Source organism: Arthrobacter sp. LAPM80, assembly GCF_046736435.1.
Lineage (GTDB): Bacteria > Actinomycetota > Actinomycetes > Actinomycetales > Micrococcaceae > Specibacter.
Genome location: NZ_JBCHVD010000007.1, coordinates 136,774 through 153,331, shown reverse-complemented (window position 1 = coordinate 153,331; position 16,558 = coordinate 136,774). Strand labels below are relative to the sequence as shown.

Annotated in this window: 14 protein-coding genes; 9 read left to right on the top strand and 5 right to left on the bottom strand. The window is 63.5% G+C overall.

The features are described 5' to 3' along the window. Nucleotides 1-89: 89 nt before the first annotated feature. From AAGW05_RS09520 to AAGW05_RS09510, 3 genes are read right to left on the bottom strand one after another with little or no spacing between them, the layout of a single operon-like run. On the bottom strand, nucleotides 90-1,367 hold the full coding sequence (locus AAGW05_RS09520; protein ID WP_411804269.1) for an alpha/beta fold hydrolase: 1,278 nt from the start codon (nucleotides 1,365-1,367) through the stop codon (nucleotides 90-92). Continuing rightward, entirely contained in the window at nucleotides 1,364-1,876 is a 513-nt protein-coding gene (locus AAGW05_RS09515) for an N-acetyltransferase family protein (RefSeq protein WP_411804268.1), read from the bottom strand. The genes AAGW05_RS09520 and AAGW05_RS09515 overlap by 4 nt, the downstream gene beginning before the upstream one ends. Before the next feature lie 21 nt (nucleotides 1,877-1,897). After that, entirely contained in the window at nucleotides 1,898-4,435 is a 2,538-nt protein-coding gene (locus AAGW05_RS09510; RefSeq protein ID WP_411804267.1) for a DEAD/DEAH box helicase, read from the bottom strand. 262 nt (nucleotides 4,436-4,697) lie between these two features. On the opposite strand from AAGW05_RS09510, the gene AAGW05_RS09505 reads away from it, so the two are divergent. From AAGW05_RS09505 to crcB, 3 genes are read left to right on the top strand one after another with little or no spacing between them, the layout of a single operon-like run. After that, nucleotides 4,698-5,210: a universal stress protein gene (locus AAGW05_RS09505; protein ID WP_411804266.1), complete on the top strand. Its 513-nt coding sequence runs from the start codon at nucleotides 4,698-4,700 to the stop codon at nucleotides 5,208-5,210. Continuing rightward, nucleotides 5,195-5,647, top strand: coding sequence for a fluoride efflux transporter FluC (locus tag AAGW05_RS09500; RefSeq protein WP_411804265.1), 453 nt, complete (start codon nucleotides 5,195-5,197; stop codon nucleotides 5,645-5,647). Before AAGW05_RS09505 ends, AAGW05_RS09500 begins: the two co-directional genes overlap by 16 nt. Beyond that, entirely contained in the window at nucleotides 5,644-6,021 is a 378-nt protein-coding gene (crcB, locus tag AAGW05_RS09495) for a fluoride efflux transporter CrcB (protein ID WP_411804264.1), read from the top strand. Before AAGW05_RS09500 ends, crcB begins: the two co-directional genes overlap by 4 nt. A gap of 32 nt (nucleotides 6,022-6,053) precedes the next feature. Here the strand turns inward: crcB and AAGW05_RS09490 are convergent, their stop codons facing one another. Beyond that, the gene (locus tag AAGW05_RS09490) at nucleotides 6,054-6,983 is read right to left on the bottom strand and encodes an urea transporter (RefSeq protein WP_411804263.1); all 930 of its coding nucleotides are present in this window, start codon (nucleotides 6,981-6,983) and stop codon (nucleotides 6,054-6,056) included. 1 nt (nucleotide 6,984) lies between these two features. Next, on the bottom strand, nucleotides 6,985-7,626 hold the full coding sequence (locus AAGW05_RS09485; RefSeq protein ID WP_411804262.1) for a hypothetical protein: 642 nt from the start codon (nucleotides 7,624-7,626) through the stop codon (nucleotides 6,985-6,987). A 104-nt stretch (nucleotides 7,627-7,730) separates the two neighbouring features. Between AAGW05_RS09485 and AAGW05_RS09480 the strand changes: the two genes are divergently transcribed. From AAGW05_RS09480 to uvrA, 6 genes are all read left to right on the top strand, one after another. Then, nucleotides 7,731-8,522 (top strand): trans-aconitate 2-methyltransferase, encoded by a 792-nt coding sequence (locus tag AAGW05_RS09480; protein ID WP_411804261.1) that lies wholly within the window; start codon nucleotides 7,731-7,733, stop codon nucleotides 8,520-8,522. Further along, the gene (locus AAGW05_RS09475; protein WP_411804260.1) at nucleotides 8,519-9,217 is read left to right on the top strand and encodes a PIG-L deacetylase family protein; all 699 of its coding nucleotides are present in this window, start codon (nucleotides 8,519-8,521) and stop codon (nucleotides 9,215-9,217) included. Before AAGW05_RS09480 ends, AAGW05_RS09475 begins: the two co-directional genes overlap by 4 nt. Before the next feature lie 162 nt (nucleotides 9,218-9,379). Next, a complete protein-coding gene (locus AAGW05_RS09470) occupies nucleotides 9,380-11,140 on the top strand; it encodes an ABC transporter ATP-binding protein (RefSeq protein WP_411804259.1) in 1,761 nt (586 codons plus the stop codon). Beyond that, the gene (locus AAGW05_RS09465) at nucleotides 11,137-13,074 is read left to right on the top strand and encodes an ABC transporter ATP-binding protein (protein ID WP_411804258.1); all 1,938 of its coding nucleotides are present in this window, start codon (nucleotides 11,137-11,139) and stop codon (nucleotides 13,072-13,074) included. Before AAGW05_RS09470 ends, AAGW05_RS09465 begins: the two co-directional genes overlap by 4 nt. After that, nucleotides 13,071-13,454: a GntR family transcriptional regulator gene (locus AAGW05_RS09460; RefSeq protein ID WP_411804257.1), complete on the top strand. Its 384-nt coding sequence runs from the start codon at nucleotides 13,071-13,073 to the stop codon at nucleotides 13,452-13,454. Before AAGW05_RS09465 ends, AAGW05_RS09460 begins: the two co-directional genes overlap by 4 nt. Nucleotides 13,455-13,604: 150 nt before the next feature. Beyond that, nucleotides 13,605-16,487 carry an excinuclease ABC subunit UvrA gene (gene uvrA / locus AAGW05_RS09455; RefSeq protein ID WP_411804256.1) on the top strand — a complete coding sequence of 961 codons (2,883 nt, stop codon included), beginning with the start codon at nucleotides 13,605-13,607 and terminating at the stop codon, nucleotides 16,485-16,487. Nucleotides 16,488-16,558: the final 71 nt, after the last annotated feature.

Here is a 16,558-nt window from a genome sequence, read left to right as displayed (position 1 = left end):
CGGGCAGTAAGATTTCTTCGGTCGCTGGGCGACCTTTGAAATCCATCCCCGCTCCGTGGCCGTCGGCCGGCCTGACGCTTGGGGATCTGTCAGGCCCGGACCATGCGCAGCAGCCTGGCGAAGATGCCTTCGCCGTCGTCGGCGATGCCGTCGTGATGGAAGCTGGCCGTCTCCCACACCTGCAGGCCCCCGACGGCCGCGGCCGTGGCGAGGGACAGGTCCCTGTCGACGTAGATGTCCTGGGAGTAGACAGCGGCCGCAACAGGCACGGCGTTTCGCGCCAGCTGCTCCGGATCGTACAGATCACCCCAGCCTTCTGTGCGGGCGGCCAGCACATGGGCCAGTTCACGCAGAGGCACGAGCGCCGGATCCTGCTCGAAGTACCACGGGTAGATGGCCTCTCCGGTGAGCAGCGGCTCGGGCGCATCCGGGCGGAAATCGGGGTTGGCAGCCAGCACGCGCTCGGCAGCCCAGTCGCTGGCAGCACCTTGCACATAAATGGACTCGTGCATCAGCGCATACAGCGGATTCGCGGCCCGGCCGACCTGTGCCGACACGTTGGCAAGGAATGAGTCCGAGAGCCGGGCGCCGTCGGGCGTGTCAATGAACGCGTCCTCGAGCACAAAGTGCAGGGCGTCAAAGCGGGTGTTCCCGCCAAGGAAGTTGCCCAGCATTTGGAGGCGTTCGGCCGTCAACCGCTCGCCCGTGGGGAGGTGCTCGGGGACGTCGGCAACGTGACGCATGAGCCGTGTGAGAACGGAACGGTCCGCCGGGTACTTGGCAAAGTACTCCGCATTGCGGCTTCGCAAGCGCTTGAAGCTGGCTTCGTAGACCTGGTCTGCGGGACCCGTGAGCGGCCCGAGGCCGCCGGTGATCAGCGCTTCCTTCACACCCTCCGGCGCAAAAGACAGGTAGGTAAGCGCGCAAAATCCGCCGTAGCTCTGGCCAAAAATGCTCCAGGGTTCCGAGCCGAGCGCGTTTCTGATCAGTTCGGCATCGGCAACGATGTCATCGGCGCGGAAGTGCGAGAGGTAGTCAGCCTGCGCCGGCGTGTCGCCTGCCAGCGGCAGTGTCTGGCGGTTGGCCGGCGTTGACAGTCCTGTTCCACGCTGGTCGAGCATCAGGACGCGGAAGTGCTTCGCGGCTTCCTTCAGCCAACCGTTGAGCCCTGTGGGCCGGTTTCCCTTGCCGCCCGGGCCGCCCTGCAGGAACAGCAGCCACGGCAGCCCTGACAGCGCTGGATCGCTCAGTTCACGGGCGAACAGCGTGATGGCCGGCCCGTCGGGATGGGCGTGGTTAAGGGGAGCGGAAAACCAATGGTCCTGGACACGGAGTCCACGCACCACCTGCGCTTCGGCCGCCGTCACGCCAGGGCCTGGGCGGCGTCGCGGGCGGGTGTGCCAAAGTTCGACAGCTCGGCACCGTCGAGGCGGAACACGTGCCAGCCGTCCATGGGGGCGGCGCCAATTGACTTGTAGAAGTTGATGGACGGCTCGTTCCAGTCAAGGACGCTCCACTCAACCCTGGCGTAGCCGCGTTCGACGGCGATCTTCGCCAGTTCACGCAGCAGTGCCTTGCCATGGCCTCCGCCGCGGGTCTCGGGACGGACGTAGAGGTCCTCGAGGTGGATCCCGAGGGTGCCTTCCCACGTGGAGTAGTTCAGGAACCACAGAGAGTAGCCAACAATCGGTTCACCCGGCACGGGCGAATCCACCACGTGCGAAAAGATCTGCGGATTCTCGCCAAAGAGATTCGCGTGCAGCATCTCCACGGTGTTTTTGACGGCGTCGGGCTCTTTTTCGTAAACAGCCAGATCGTGGATCATGCCAAGAATGGCGGGGACATCGGCGGGCGCAGCGGTGCGAAGCAAGGTCATGATTAGAGCATATCGTGCACCCTACATGCGGCTGAATTCCTTGAAAATCACGACGGCGGCACCCGCCTCATTGGATGCCTCGAGGTCCACCGTGGCTGACATGAACCAGTCGTGGTTGCCTTCGGGGTCAACGATCGTCTGGCGTACGGTCCACGTGTCGGCGGAGGGGCTGATGTGCAGCAGTGCCGGCCCGCGGGCGGCCGGGCCCGACTCGATGAATTCGTGCTCGTCCCAATACGCATCCAAGGCGTCGGCCCAGCGGTCGGCATCCCAGCCGTGGTCGCCGTCGAGTGCGGCAAGCGCCTCAAAGTCATCATCGGCGGCCAATTCGACGCGGCGGAACATCTCGTTGCGCACCATGACCCTGAAGGCGCGTGCGTTGTCCGTGAGGTTCGGCGGGGCCGGTGGCAGCGCCGTCTCCTCAAGCGTGTCGCCGGGCTCGCCGCTTGTCATCTTTTCCCACTCGTCGAGCAGGCTGGAGTCGACCTGGCGGACAAGCTCGCCCAGCCAGGAAATGATGTCCTCGAGGTCTTCCCGCAAGGCGTCCTGGGGGACGGTTTGGCGCAGGGCCTTGTAGGCGTCTGTGAGATAGCGCAGCACGATGCCCTCGGAACGGGCTAAGGAGTAGTACTGGACATATTCGCCAAAGTTCATGGCGCGCTCGTACATGTCGCGGATGATCGACTTGGGGCTGAGCTCGAAGTCGCCCATCCACGGCGAGGCCTTGCGGTACACCTCGAAAGCGGCGAAAAGCAGCTCCGACAGCGGCATCGGGTACGTGACCTCGTCCAGGATGGCCATGCGCTCGTCATACTCGATGCCCTCACTCTTCATGGCGGCAACCTTTTCGGTGCGCTCACGCTTGAGCTGGGCCGCCAGGATCTGGCGCGGCTTCTCCAAGGTCGACTCGATCACGGAAATGACATCCAGGGCGTAGCTGGGGGACTCGATGTCCAGCAGGTCAAGGGCGGCCAGGGCAAAGGGGGAGAGCGGCTGGTTCAAGGCAAAGTTCATCTGCAAGTGCACCGTGAGACGGACCGTGCGGCCATCGGACTCCAGCTCATCCTCTGGGATGCGCTCCACGACGCCGGCACCGAGTAACTCGCGGTACATGCCGATGGCCTTGCGCATGAGGACGCGCTGCTTTGACGGTGATTCGTGGTTTTCGGTGAGCAGCGCCTTTGCGGCTTGGAAGGGGTCCCCGGGGCGCTCGAGCAGGTTCAACAGCATGGCGTGCGTGATGGTGAAGCTGGAGGTCAGCGGCTCGGGCACGGATTCGGCCAGCCGCTTGAAGGTGGGCTCGCCCCAACTGACAAAGCCTGTCATTGGCTTCTTCTTGACAACCTGGCGCAGTTTCTTCTGGTCGTCGCCGAACTTGGCCACTGCCTTCGCCATGGCCTTGGCATTTTCAACCACGTGCTCCGGGGCCTGCACAATGACTGTCCCGGCGGTGTCGTAGCCAGCACGGCCGGCACGCCCGGCAATCTGCTGGAATTCTCGCACCTGCAACACCCGGGTCTTGACGCCGTCGTACTTGCTCAAGGCGGTCAACAGCACGGTGCGGATGGGCACGTTGATGCCCACGCCCAGCGTGTCGGTGCCACAAATGACCTTCATCAGCCCGGCCTGGGCCAGCTGCTCAACGAGGCGGCGGTACTTGGGCAGCATGCCTGCGTGGTGCACGCCGATACCGTGGCGGACAAGGCGATTCAGTGTCTTGCCGAAGCCGGCCGAGAATCGGAAGCCGGCGATCAGCTCGGCAATCTTGTCCTTTTCCTCACGCGTGCACACGTTGATGCTCATCAGGGTCTGTGCCCTGTCAATGGCCTCGGCCTGGCTGAAGTGCACCACGTAGACGGGGACCTGCTTGGTGGCGAGCAGCTCTTCGAGGGACTCGTGCACACCTGTCTGCACGTAGTAGTAATGCAGCGGGATGGGACGTTCCCCCGATGAGACCGTGGTGGTTTCCCGGTTGGTTAGTTCCGTCAGTTCCTTCTCGAAACGGCTGACATCACCCAAGGTGGCGCTCATGAGCAGGAATTGCGATTGCGGGAGTTCCAGCAGCGGCAGCTGCCAGGCCCAGCCGCGCTGCGGGTCCGAGTAGTAGTGGAACTCGTCCATGATGACAACGCCGACGTCGGCGTCCTCCCCTTCGCGCAGGGCGATGTTCGCCAGGATCTCCGCGGTGCAGCAGATGATGGGGGCGTCTTGGTTGACGGAGGAATCGCCGGTGATCATGCCGACGTTTTCTGCCCCGAAGATTTCGCACAACGCAAAGAATTTCTCCGACACGAGCGCCTTGATGGGGGCCGTATAGTAGCTGGCGGCACCGCGGGCCATGGCGTTGAAGTGCGCGGCGATGGCCACCATGGACTTGCCCGAGCCCGTGGGGGTCGACAGGATCACGTTGTTGCCGCTGACGAGTTCGAGAGCAGCTTCCTCCTGTGCCGGATACAACTCGAGTCCCCGCTCAAGTGTCCACTCCAAAAATGCGTCCAGGACGTCGTCATCGGTGGATGTTTGCGGATTCAAGGTGGCGAGCTGTTCAAGAAGATTCATGGTTCACCCAGCTTAGCCGTGATCCACCACCCCCTGCTGAATGCGCTTGCCATGCTCGGTATCGGCTCCAGTATTCCTTCGCTGAGCATGCCACTGGGCGTTGGACCCTCTGGGGTGAAAGCTGCAACGACATTCTTTGGGGATCCTCCCTGAGGGCAGGGGCTGGGTGACCCATCGCTTTTTCAGCACTGCCTCCTGAATCCGCCATGCCGCCCGTACCAGCCGCCTTGTCCGGCACGGTCCCTCCGGCTACGCTCCTGATATGAACGATAGCCCGCACCACCCGGTCATTGTCGGTGTCGCACCGGGCCAACCGCCGCACGTCCTCGAACAGGCGGCCTATTTCGCCTCCCATTTTGGCACCGAACTGGTGTGCGTGTTCGTCGATCAGGCCCGCCTGCCGGTTTCCGAAGGGGACGACGGCGCGGTGGCATCGGTGTCGATTGATCCGGATTCGTCCGACGAGGCCGAGGAACCCTTTGACGCCAAGCTGGCGGCCGGCCTTGAGAGTGTCCTGCGGGATACGGGGGTACGCTGGCGGACCCTGGTGGTGGCGGGTGAGGTTTCCGCGGCCCTGAGCAGGCTCGCCGAAAGGCTCGACGCGGCCATGATCGTCGTCGGCACCCACGACAGGTCGGTGGGCGGCAGTATCCAGGAGTTTTTCAACAGATCCGTGGCAACCCATCTTGCCCACAGGCAACCCCGGCCCGTGGTGGTCATCCCCGCCCACGCGCCCGGCCTGGAGGCGCCGCTGCTGCCGTGGCACGAAGCGTGATCGATCCGACGGGGAAGCGCCCGCCGCGGCGGTGGCTCCCCTATGGGCTCCTTATTGTCGGCGGCGCAGTGGGGGCCTCATCCCGGGAGGCCATGTCCCTGGCGATCCCTGCCGTGGACGGGGTGCCAGTGGCCATAGCGTTGGTCAACGTGATCGGAGCCTTCCTGCTCGGATTCCTGTACGAGGCGCTGACCCGCCCGGGCATCTCCGGCAAGCGGGCCAGCCGGCTGAAATTGCTGCTGGGCACGGGATTCTGCGGCGGCTTTACGACCTATAGTTCCCTGGCCGTCGACACTGCCGAACTGGCCATCCACGGGCGTCACGGAACTGCGATGGTGTATGTCCTTGGCACGGTTGTTCTTGGTGCGTGCGCCACCTGGGCGGGCATCATCTCAGGTTCCCGAATTGCCGCGACGGGCCGGGCAGGCACCGCATGACACCGCTGATTTTTGTGGCGCTGTCCGTGGCCGGCGGGGCGGGCGCCGCTGCAAGGTATCTAGCAGACGGGTTTATCCGGGCCAAGGCGCCCGCCGGTTACCCCTGGGCGACGACGTTGATCAACATTTCAGGATCATTGCTTCTTGGCTTTCTGGCGGGACTGGCCATGGAATCCCTGATTCCGGCCGACCTTAAGATTGTGCTGGGCACCGGCTTCCTGGGGGGATACACCACCTTCAGCTCCAGCAGTTATGAGAGCGTGCAACTCGTGCGGGACCGCCGTTATGCGGCAGCCCTCGGCAACGGCTTGGGACTGGCACTGGCCACCGTGGCCGCCGCGTGGCTGGGGCTGTGGCTTGGCGCGTTGCTGTAGCCCAGTTCCGGGAAGTGGGCTCAGGTACCCGGTCAGCGGCGATAGAGCCGGGGCGCCAGTTGGATCAGCACCAGCCCTGCCCAGGTCGTGAGGATGTAGGGCCAGGTGTAGGTGGGACCGGGAAGCGTATGCATGATCAAGGTGACGACCGCCGTAACGGCTGAACCAATGATGGCGAACACCCAGGGCTCCCACCGCCCCTTCATGAAAACGGTGGCGAAGGCAATCGCCGTCAGGACCCCGGAATACCCGCTAAGGCCGTTGGCTGTCTCCTGCAGGCTATCATTCAGGACAAGGGCTGCAACGGAGCCTGCGACGCTGCCCAGCAGTGCCGCCAGTCCCACCTTCCAATGCGCAATAAACAATCCAAGCAGGATCAGCGCGCCTCCCCAGACGTCATCCACGAGGACAACCTGGGAAATATTGGTCAGCAGCGATTCAAGAAACGCCTCAGTGTTTGTCTCAACCACCGTCAGGGGGGCCTGAACATGCAAACCTGTCGTGGCAAAAAATATCAGGGTTGCCACGATACAAAACGGTGCCGTGGTTGAAGGCAGTGCGAACCTCTTCAGGGCCTTCGTGTTGAAGAACCAAACAACGGCCCACGTCACGGGTGCACACAGCAGGCCGCCGACGACGGCCAGCGGATACCCGGCCCATTGCCCGCCCAGGGCGGCATAGGTCGAGGCACCGATCAATGCGCCGCAGAACCCTTGCGCACCGGACCGGATGTCCGTTCCGGACGTACTCAAGAGCTGCCCTGCCACCGAGGAAGCCGAAGCGCCAAGGACAACCAGGGCGGCCATGCGCCAATCCTGGGACACGAACGCTGCAAGGATCAGCAGGCCCGTCAGGATGTTGGTCTGGAAAAAGACTTGGGACATTCCGTGCACCACGCCCACCAGCCAGGCACCTGGTCCCATGGCCGTTGCCTGCCGCCTCCGGGCTGTCGCGGCGCCCATGCTAGTTCCCCTCACCGACGACCGTGGCGGAGTCGTCCTTCCTTGCCCACCGTTCCTCGACGCTGCCGAGTTTCCAAAACGCCCTTGAACCCAGCCATGCGAGCATGAGGGCACCCACCACCAGATAGCCGATGTTCTCCAGGTCAAAGCCGGTAATCCATCGGGTCAACGGGTCTCTCAGGCCGAGTTTTTGGTTGAGCAGGCCCATCAATTCCACCCTGACGGAGGAGTCAGGGGTACCATAGGGGCTCATGCCCGAGGCAAAGATCACCGGCAGGCACAACAGCGCATACCAAGGCGGGCCCCAGGCGACGCCAGCAGCCGGCTGCTTGAGGTCCACCAGTTGGCGGGTGGTGCGCTCGATTGCGGCTATGCGGTCCGCGTCCACGGCACGGTTCACGCCAACGATGTAGGCGCTGACGGCCACGCCGACACCGACCGCGGATGATCCCCCTTGAAGGTGCTGCGGGTGGATTGCTATGACAAAGCTGCCGAGCCCCACAATGTGCAGCAGGGCAACGGGGACGAAGACCAGGACCACTTCGCGCGGATAGGACCTGGTGGCTGCCAAGGCCGTCAAGAACGCATCCACCAAGGTCAAAGCCAAGACCAGGAGCCCGACAGCAACCCATACGGTTCCCATGGGGTGAGTTTATCGGGACGAGGCCGGAAAGGCTCTGAAAATTGACAACTTCATTTGAGGAAAATGCTGCCCAATGCCGCCCGGGACTGTGACAGGATAACGCCATGGGCGATCAATCATTTCTCCGGGACCCGGCCAGATACGTCCAATTCAGCGATTTCCGTGACAGGCCCTTCTTCGACCCGACGGCAAGGATCGGTGCGGCGCCGGCGCGCGTCGTCGACCTCGGCTGCGGGCCGGGCACACTCACGGCATCACTGGCCCGGCGCTGGCCGGGTGCGCAGGTGCTGGGCATCGACAGTTCCGAGGCCATGATCACCGAAGCCGAAACGACCGGTCGGCAGCATGAACCGGGCCTGCGGTTCGCCGTCGGCGACATTGCGGGCTGGACGCCGGGGGAGACGGTCGATGTTGTTATCTCCATCGCCGCCCTGCAATGGGTGCCGGGGCACAGGGAACTGATGGCCAGCTGGCTGGCGGCCCTGCGCCCCGGTGCGTGGCTGGGTGTACAAGTGCCGGGGAACTTTGGCTCGCCGGCGCACGTGTTGATGCGCGAACTGGCGGCAAGCCAACGGTGGCGCCGGAGCCTGGAAGGGGTTTTGCGGCATGACGATGCCGTGGGGGAGCCGGCGCAATACCAGGAACTGTTCCTGCGCGCCGGGGCCAGGGTGGATGTGTGGGAGACGAGCTACAGCCAACTGCTGCAGGGCGTCAATCCCGTGCTGGACTGGGTGCGCGGCACGGCGCTAAGGCCCGTGCTCGCAGCGCTTGGGCCCGCAGACGGCGGGGATTTTGAAAAACAATATGCAGCACTCGTGGCGGAAGCCTATCCGGCCGGGGAGTTTGGAACAGTGTTCCCGTTCCGCCGGATCTTCATGGTGGGAGAAAAGCAATGACCGCACTTTTGGAATTTCCGCAGGACTGGCAGCGAGCGCTGGTGATTGTTGCGCACCCCGACGACCCCGAATACGGGATGGCGGCCGCCGTGGCCGAGTGGATTGCCGCCGGAAAACAAGTCAGCTACCTGCTGGCGACCCGCGGGGAGGCCGGGATCGCCGGGATGGCGCCGGGCGAATCGGGTCCGCTGCGAGCCATGGAGCAGGAGAATGCCTGCGCCAGGGTCGGTGTCACCGACCTCGTGTTCCTTGATTATCCCGACGGCAGGATCCAGGAGGGGACGGCGTTGCGGCGTGATTTTGCCAGGGAGATCCGCCGCGTGCGCCCCGACGTGGTGCTGACCCTGAATCACAGGGACGAATGGGGCCCGGGCCGGTGGAATTCCGCCGACCACCGGGCCGTGGGCCGCGCCGTCCTTGATGCAGTGGGCGACGCCGACAACGAGTGGATCTTTCCCGAGCTCCTCGACGAAGGTCTGACGCGGCACAAAACCCGCCTCGTGGCCATCAGCTCCCCGCAACCCACCCACGCGCAGGCCGTTTCGGCCGGCTCGCTGGAAAAGGCCGTTGCCTCGCTGGCCGAACACCGTGAATACCTCCGGGCACTGAGCCCTGACCCGGTCGAGGAGCAGGCACGCAGGCAGGTGGAGATGGTGGCCTCCGGCGGTGCCGTCGGTTTCGAACTGTACGGCTGACGCGGCGTATGGGGGCGAACGTTGGTCTCGGGCCGGCCTGGACCGCCGGCCCGGAGACGCCACAGCAAACTCACAGCCGACACCTCCCTAACAATGCCCCGCGGCTAGGAGTAAATTGTTAGCTGTTCGTACACCATGTCCGGCGCAACCACAGGAGGATGTGTGCTGTTCAAACTGATTGCCCGCAATTTGGCCCCGCACAAGGTGCCGTTGATCGCCATTGTGGTGCTGCAGTTCCTCTCGACGCTTGGCACGTTGTACCTCCCGACGCTCAACGCCGACATCATCGACGACGGCGTCGTCAAGGGCAACGTCTCCGTCATCCTAAACCTTGGCCTGTGGATGCTGCTCATAACTGCCGGGCAGGTCATCTGCGCCATTGCCGCGACCTTCCTCAGCGCCCGCCTGGCGATGGGCGTGGGCCGGCAGATCCGCCGCGACCTGTTCAACAAGGTTGAGACGTTTTCCTCCCGGGAGGTGGGCATCATTGGCGCCCCGTCGCTGATTACCCGGACCACCAATGACGTCCAGCAGGTCCAGATGCTGACCCTGATGTCCTTCACGCTCATGGTGACGGCCCCGATCATGTGCATCGGCGGGATCGTCCTTGCCATGGCGCAGGACGTGGCACTTTCCGGCCTGCTGCTGGTGATCCTGCCGATCCTGATCATAGCCATCGCGCTGATCGTTCGTGTCCTGGTCCCTACCTTCCGCAAGGTCCAGAGCCAGCTGGATGACATCAACGGCGTCCTGCGCGAGCAGATTACAGGAATCAGCGTCATCCGGGCCTTTGGCCGCAGGGACTACGAGGCGGATCGCTTCGCCACAGCCAACGGCGCCCTCACCGCATCCCAGCTGCGCGCAGGTCGCCTGCTCTCGCTCATGTTCCCCACCATCTTCTTCGTCGTGAATGTGACAAGCATCGGCGTACTCTGGTTTGGTGGGCAGCGGATCGACGCCGGCTCCATGCAAATAGGCGCCCTCACCGCCTTCCTGAGCTACATCATGCAGATCCTGATGTCGGTCATGATGGCCATGTTCATGTTCATGATGATCCCGCGCGCGGCCGTCAGCGCCGAACGCATCACCGAGGTCCTTGACACCGAGCCGAGCGTGTTTGACGCATCCAACGCCATCTCCGTTGACAAGCTCGACGGCGTGCTGCGGGTCAACAACGCGGCCTTCAGTTACCCCGGGGCCCAGGAATCTGTCCTCTCGGGGGTCAGCTTCAGCGCCGGCCCGGGAACGACGACGGCGATCATCGGTTCCACAGGCAGCGGCAAGTCAACGCTGGTGAACCTCATACCCAGGCTTCTTGACAGCACCCAGGGCACGATCGAGTTGGGCGGGCACAACGTCAAGGCGCTCACCCTCACCGCGTTGCGTGGTTCAATCGGCCTTGTCCCGCAGAAGGCGTATCTGTTTTCGGGCACCGTGGCCAGCAACGTCCGCATGGGCAACCCGCAGGCCACCGACGAGCAGCTGTGGCAGGCGCTGGAGACCGCGCAGGCCGCCGACTTTGTGCGCAGCATGCCTGAAGGCCTTGATGCCCCGATCGAACAGGGCGGATCAAACGTTTCGGGCGGGCAGCGCCAGCGGCTGTGCATTGCCCGTGCCATCGCCGCACAGCCGTCCGTCTACCTCTTTGACGACAGTTTCTCGGCCCTTGACTACGCCACCGATGCGAAGCTTCGTGCGGCCCTGAAACCCGTCACCCGCGATGCCGCCGTCCTTGTCGTCGCCCAGCGTGTGGGCACCATCAGGGATGCCGACAACATCCTGGTGCTCGATGAGGGGCGGCTCGTGGGGCAGGGCACGCACCACGAACTGCTGCAAACCTGCCCCACGTACCAGGAAATTGTCACATCCCAGCTCAATGCGCAAGACACCGAAGACTCTCAAGAATTGGGTAGCCAGGCATGAGCATGATGCGAGGCGGCCGCGGCGGCGGCCCTCCACAAAAGGCGCTGTCCTTCGGCCCCAGCATGAAACGCATCCTAAGCCTGATCGCCCCTGACAAGGTGCGCATCACGGCCGTCCTTGTCATGGCGGCAATGTCGGTGGGCCTGTCGGTTGTTGCGCCGAAGATCCTCGGAAACGCCACCGACATCATCTTCAACGGGGTCGTGGGCAAGATGCTCGGGCAGTTTCCGGCAGGAACCACCAAGGACCAGGCCGTCGCCGCACTGCGCGCCAGCGGCCAGGGGCAGCTGGCGGACATGCTCTCAGCCATGAACGTGGTGCCGGGGGAGGGTTTGGACCTGAGTGCCCTCGGCGCGGTGCTGATGATTGTCCTTGTCCTCTATGTTGCTGCCTTCTTCTTCAACTGGTCCCAGGGCTTCATCACCACAGGCATTGTCCAGCGCGCCATGTACAGGCTGCGCAAGGATATCGAGGACAAGCTCGACCGCCTGCCCATGTCGCACTTCCAGCAGGAATCCCGCGGTGACGTGCTCTCCCGCGTCACCAACGACATCGACAATTTTTCCCAAACCCTCAACCAGACCCTGACCCAGATCCTCATTGCCGTGCTGACGGTCTTTGGCGTGCTTGGCATGATGTTCTCCATCTCCCCGCTATTGGCAGGCATCTCCCTGGTGACTGTTCCCATCATTGCCTTCATGACAATCTTTATCGCCAAACGTTCACAGGTGCAGTTTGCGGCGCAGTGGAAGAGCACGGGAGACCTCAATGGGCACGTGGAGGAAATGTTCACCGGGCACGAGATCGTTAAGGCTTTCGGCCAGCAGGAAGCGGCCATCGAGAAGTTCAGGGTCAACAACGATTACCTCTATGAATCAAGCGCCAAGGCGCAGTTCATATCGGGCATCATCATGCCGGGCACCAACTTCGTCGCCAACCTGAACTACGTGGTTGTCGCGGTGCTTGGCGGCATCCAGGTGGCCCAGGGAACCCTGACGATCGGCAGCGTGCAGGCGTTCATTCAGTACTCGCGCCAGTTCAGCCAGCCCATGGCCCAGATCGCCAGCATGATCAACCTCCTGCAGTCAGGGGTGGCCTCGGCCGAACGCGTCTTTGAACTTCTTGACGCAAAGGAGCAGCGCCCCGACCACTGCCCCGCCGCACAACTGGCGGAGCCTGAAGGCCGTGTCGTTTTCAGCCACGTGAACTTTGCCTACAACCCTGACGAGCCGCTCATCCAGGACCTCTCCCTCGTGGCCGAGCCGGGCGAGACGGTGGCCATCGTTGGTCCCACCGGTGCGGGCAAGACCACGCTGGTGAACCTGCTCATGCGCTTCTATGAGATTGACTCCGGCACCATCACTGTCGACGGCGTCAACACCGCACACCTGACCCGTGATGACCTGCGCAGCCAGTTCGGCATGGTCCTCCAGGACGCGTGGCTCTTTGGCGGCACCATCAGGGAAAACCTTGCCTATGGAAAGCTGGGTGCCACCAATGAGGAAATCATGGCTGCGGCCGAGGCCACCCACGTGGACCACTTCGTGCGTTCACTCCCCGACGGCTACGACACGGTCCTGACCGACGACGGCGGCGGGCTGAGCCAGGGGCAGCGCCAGCTCATGACGATTGCCCGTGCCTGGATTGCCGACCCCGGAATCCTGATCCTGGACGAGGCAACAAGTTCGGTCGACACCCGCACGGAGGTGATGATCCGCCAGGCCATGAACAAGCTCCGGGCCAACAGGACAAGCTTTGTCATTGCCCACAGGCTCTCCACCATTCGGGACGCGGACTTGATCCTTGTCATGGACCACGGCCAAATCATTGAACAGGGCAGCCACGATGAGCTGTTGGCGCGCAAGGGTTTCTACTACGATCTTTATATGTCACAGTTCGGTGACCCGCTCGTTGAAGAGGTGAGCCAGGTATGAACGCCATGGACGTGTTGATGCGGCGATGGAACCTCGATTTACAGTCGACGGTTCCACCCTTTGAACAGATCCGCCTGCGCATCCTCGACCTCGCGGCGGCAGGGGACCTGGCCGTGGGGACCAAGCTCCCCTCGGTGCGGGCGTTGGCCGCCGATCTTGGCGTCGCTGCCAACACGGTGGCCCGCGCCTACAGGGAACTTGAGCAGGCAGGGGTTGTTGTCACGGCCGGGCGCAGCGGCACGGCCGTCGCCTCCGGCGGGGACATGATCGCCGCCCAGGTGGCCGGCGCCGCGGAGTCCTTTGCCGCCGTCGTGCGTGAACTGGGTGTGCCGCATACCCAGGCCCTGCGTATCGTGACGGCCGCGCTGGAGAGCAATTAATCGGGCACGCGTTCGAACGAACTTTCGATTATACTGATGAGTGAATGCAACGGGCGGCAGAAATGCGGCCGTTCCATTGCCACGCCGCGGACCGTTGCCGATGCATGACGGGCCGACTGCGGCGTGGCAGCCTGCGACGTGAAGGAAAAAATGGCCCAGTATTCAACCCCCGCCAACGCCGTGAAACGCCCGGACTTGTCCCGCCTGGTGGTCAAGGGGGCCCGCGAGCACAACCTGCGCAACGTGGACCTCGACCTGCCGCGCGACGCCATGATCGTGTTCACCGGCCTGTCCGGCTCGGGCAAGTCATCGCTCGCGTTCGACACCATCTTCGCCGAAGGTCAGCGCCGCTACGTTGAATCCCTGTCGGCCTACGCCCGGCAGTTCCTCGGCCAGGTCGACAAGCCCGATGTCGACTTCATCGAGGGCCTGTCCCCGGCCGTCTCCATCGACCAGAAGTCGACGTCGAAGAACCCCCGTTCAACCGTGGGCACCATCACCGAAATTTATGACTACATGCGCCTTCTGTGGGCCCGTGTGGGAACGGCGCACTGTCCCGTGTGCGGCGAGCCCATCGCGAAGCAGACGCCTCAGCAGATCGTTGACCAGCTCCTTGAAATGCCAGAGGGGACCCGCTTCCAAATCCTGGCCCCCGTGGTGCGCGACCGCAAGGGCGAGTTCGTCGACCTGTTCAGGGAACTGACGGCCAAGGGCTATTCGCGGGCCAAGGTCGACGGCGAGCAGATCCAGCTCAGCGACCCGCCCAAGCTGAAGAAGACCTTCAAGCACACCATCGAGGTTGTCGTTGACCGCCTGGTGGTCAAGGACGGCATCCAGCAGCGTCTCACCGACTCGGTGGAAACCGCGCTGGGGCTGGCCGACGGGCGCGTGCTGGCGGAACTTGTCGACCTCGAGGCAGCCGACGCCGACCGTATCCGTTCCTTCTCCGAGAACCTCGCCTGCCCCAACGAACATCCGCTGGCCATTGATGAAATCGAGCCGCGGTCGTTCTCCTTCAACAACCCGTTCGGCGCCTGCAGTGCGTGCAGCGGCATTGGCACGAAGCTTGAGGTCGACGAGGAGCTCGTTGTCCCCAATCCGTTCCTGACCCTGCGCGAGGGCGCCATTGCCCCGTGGTCGCTGGGCACGGCCACCACCGAATACTGGAACCGGCTCCTCGAGGGACTGTCAGCAGAGCTTGACTTCACGCTTGACACCGCCTGGAACAAGCTGAACGACGCGGCACGCACCTCCATCTTGTACGGCAAGGACCACAAGGTGGTTGTGCAGTACAAGAACAGATTCGGCCGCGAACGCAAGTACAGCACGGGCTTTGAAGGCGCCGTCCAGTACATCCAGCGAAAGCACCTCGAGACGGAATCCGACTCTGCCCGTGACCGCTACGAAGAGTACATGCGCCAGATTCCGTGCCCTTCCTGCGGCGGCGCACGGCTGAACCCAGCGTCCCTGTCGGTGCTGATCAACGGCAAGTCCATCGCCGAGGTTTGCGCCCTGTCGATGCGCGACTGCTTTGAGTTCCTCTCCAACCTTGTGTTGACCGGCCGCGAGGCCCAGATCGCCAGCCAAGTCCTGAAGGAAATCCAGGCCCGGCTGAGGTTCCTCCTTGACGTCGGCCTTGAATACCTCAACCTCGAACGCGCCTCCGCGACCCTGTCGGGCGGCGAGGCCCAGCGCATCCGCCTTGCCACGCAGATTGGATCAGGGCTTGTCGGTGTCCTGTACGTTTTGGATGAGCCATCCATCGGCCTGCACCAGCGCGACAACCGCCGTCTCATTGAAACGCTGACCCGCCTGCGCGACCTCGGCAACACGCTCATCGTTGTCGAGCACGACGAGGACACCATAAAGGAAGCCGACTGGATCGTTGACATCGGCCCCGGCGCCGGGGAACACGGCGGCGAGGTAGTCCACTCAGGGTCGTTGCCGGACCTGCTGGCCAACACCCGTTCACTGACAGGGGACTACCTCTCGGGCCGCAAGAGCATCGCCGTGCCGGCCGCACGGCGCAAGTACGATAAAAAGCGTGAACTGACGGTCGTGGGCGCCAAGGAGAACAACCTCCTGAACATTGACGTGAAGTTCCCGCTCGGCGTCCTGACTGCCGTCACCGGCGTCAGCGGCTCCGGCAAGTCAACCCTCGTCAACGAGATCCTGTACAAGGTCCTTGCCAACAAGCTCAATGGCGCCAAGCAGGTCGCCGGGCGCCACCTGCGCGTCGACGGCCTGGAACACCTTGACAAGGTGGTGCACGTCGACCAGAGCCCCATCGGCCGCACCCCGCGTTCCAACCCGGCCACCTACACCGGGGTGTTCGATAACATCCGCAAGCTCTTTGCCGAGACCAACGAGTCCAAGATGCGCGGCTACCAGCCTGGGCGGTTCTCCTTCAACGTCAAGGGCGGACGCTGCGAGGCGTGCACGGGTGATGGCACGTTGAAGATTGAAATGAACTTCCTGCCCGACGTGTACGTGCCCTGCGAGGTGTGCCACGGCGCACGCTACAACCGCGAAACGCTCGAGGTGCACTACAAGGGCAAGTCAATCGCCGACGTCCTGAACATGCCCATCGAGGAAGGCGCCGACTTCTTCGCCGCCTTCACCCCGATCGCCCGGCACCTGCGCACCCTTGTCGACGTCGGACTTGGCTACGTCAGGCTGGGGCAGGCCTCCACCACGCTCTCAGGAGGCGAGGCACAGCGCGTGAAGCTTGCCGCTGAACTGCAGAAGCGCTCCAACGGCCGCAGCATCTACGTCCTGGACGAGCCCACCACGGGCCTGCACTTTGAGGACATTCGCAAGCTGCTGCTCGTGCTGCAGGGGCTTGTCGACAAGGGCAACACAGTCATTGTCATCGAGCATAACCTGGACGTCATCAAGAGCTCCGACTGGATCGTTGACCTCGGACCCGACGGCGGCACCGGCGGCGGTCGCGTGATTGCCACCGGCACACCCGAAAAGGTGGCCAAGAATAGGGACAGCTACACGGCGGAATTCCTGCGCGAGGTCCTTTAGTCCCCACCAGCCGGCCGTCAAAATCGCTGCCGCGATTTTGCCGGAACCTGGCTGGCGTGGGCCCCAGCCGG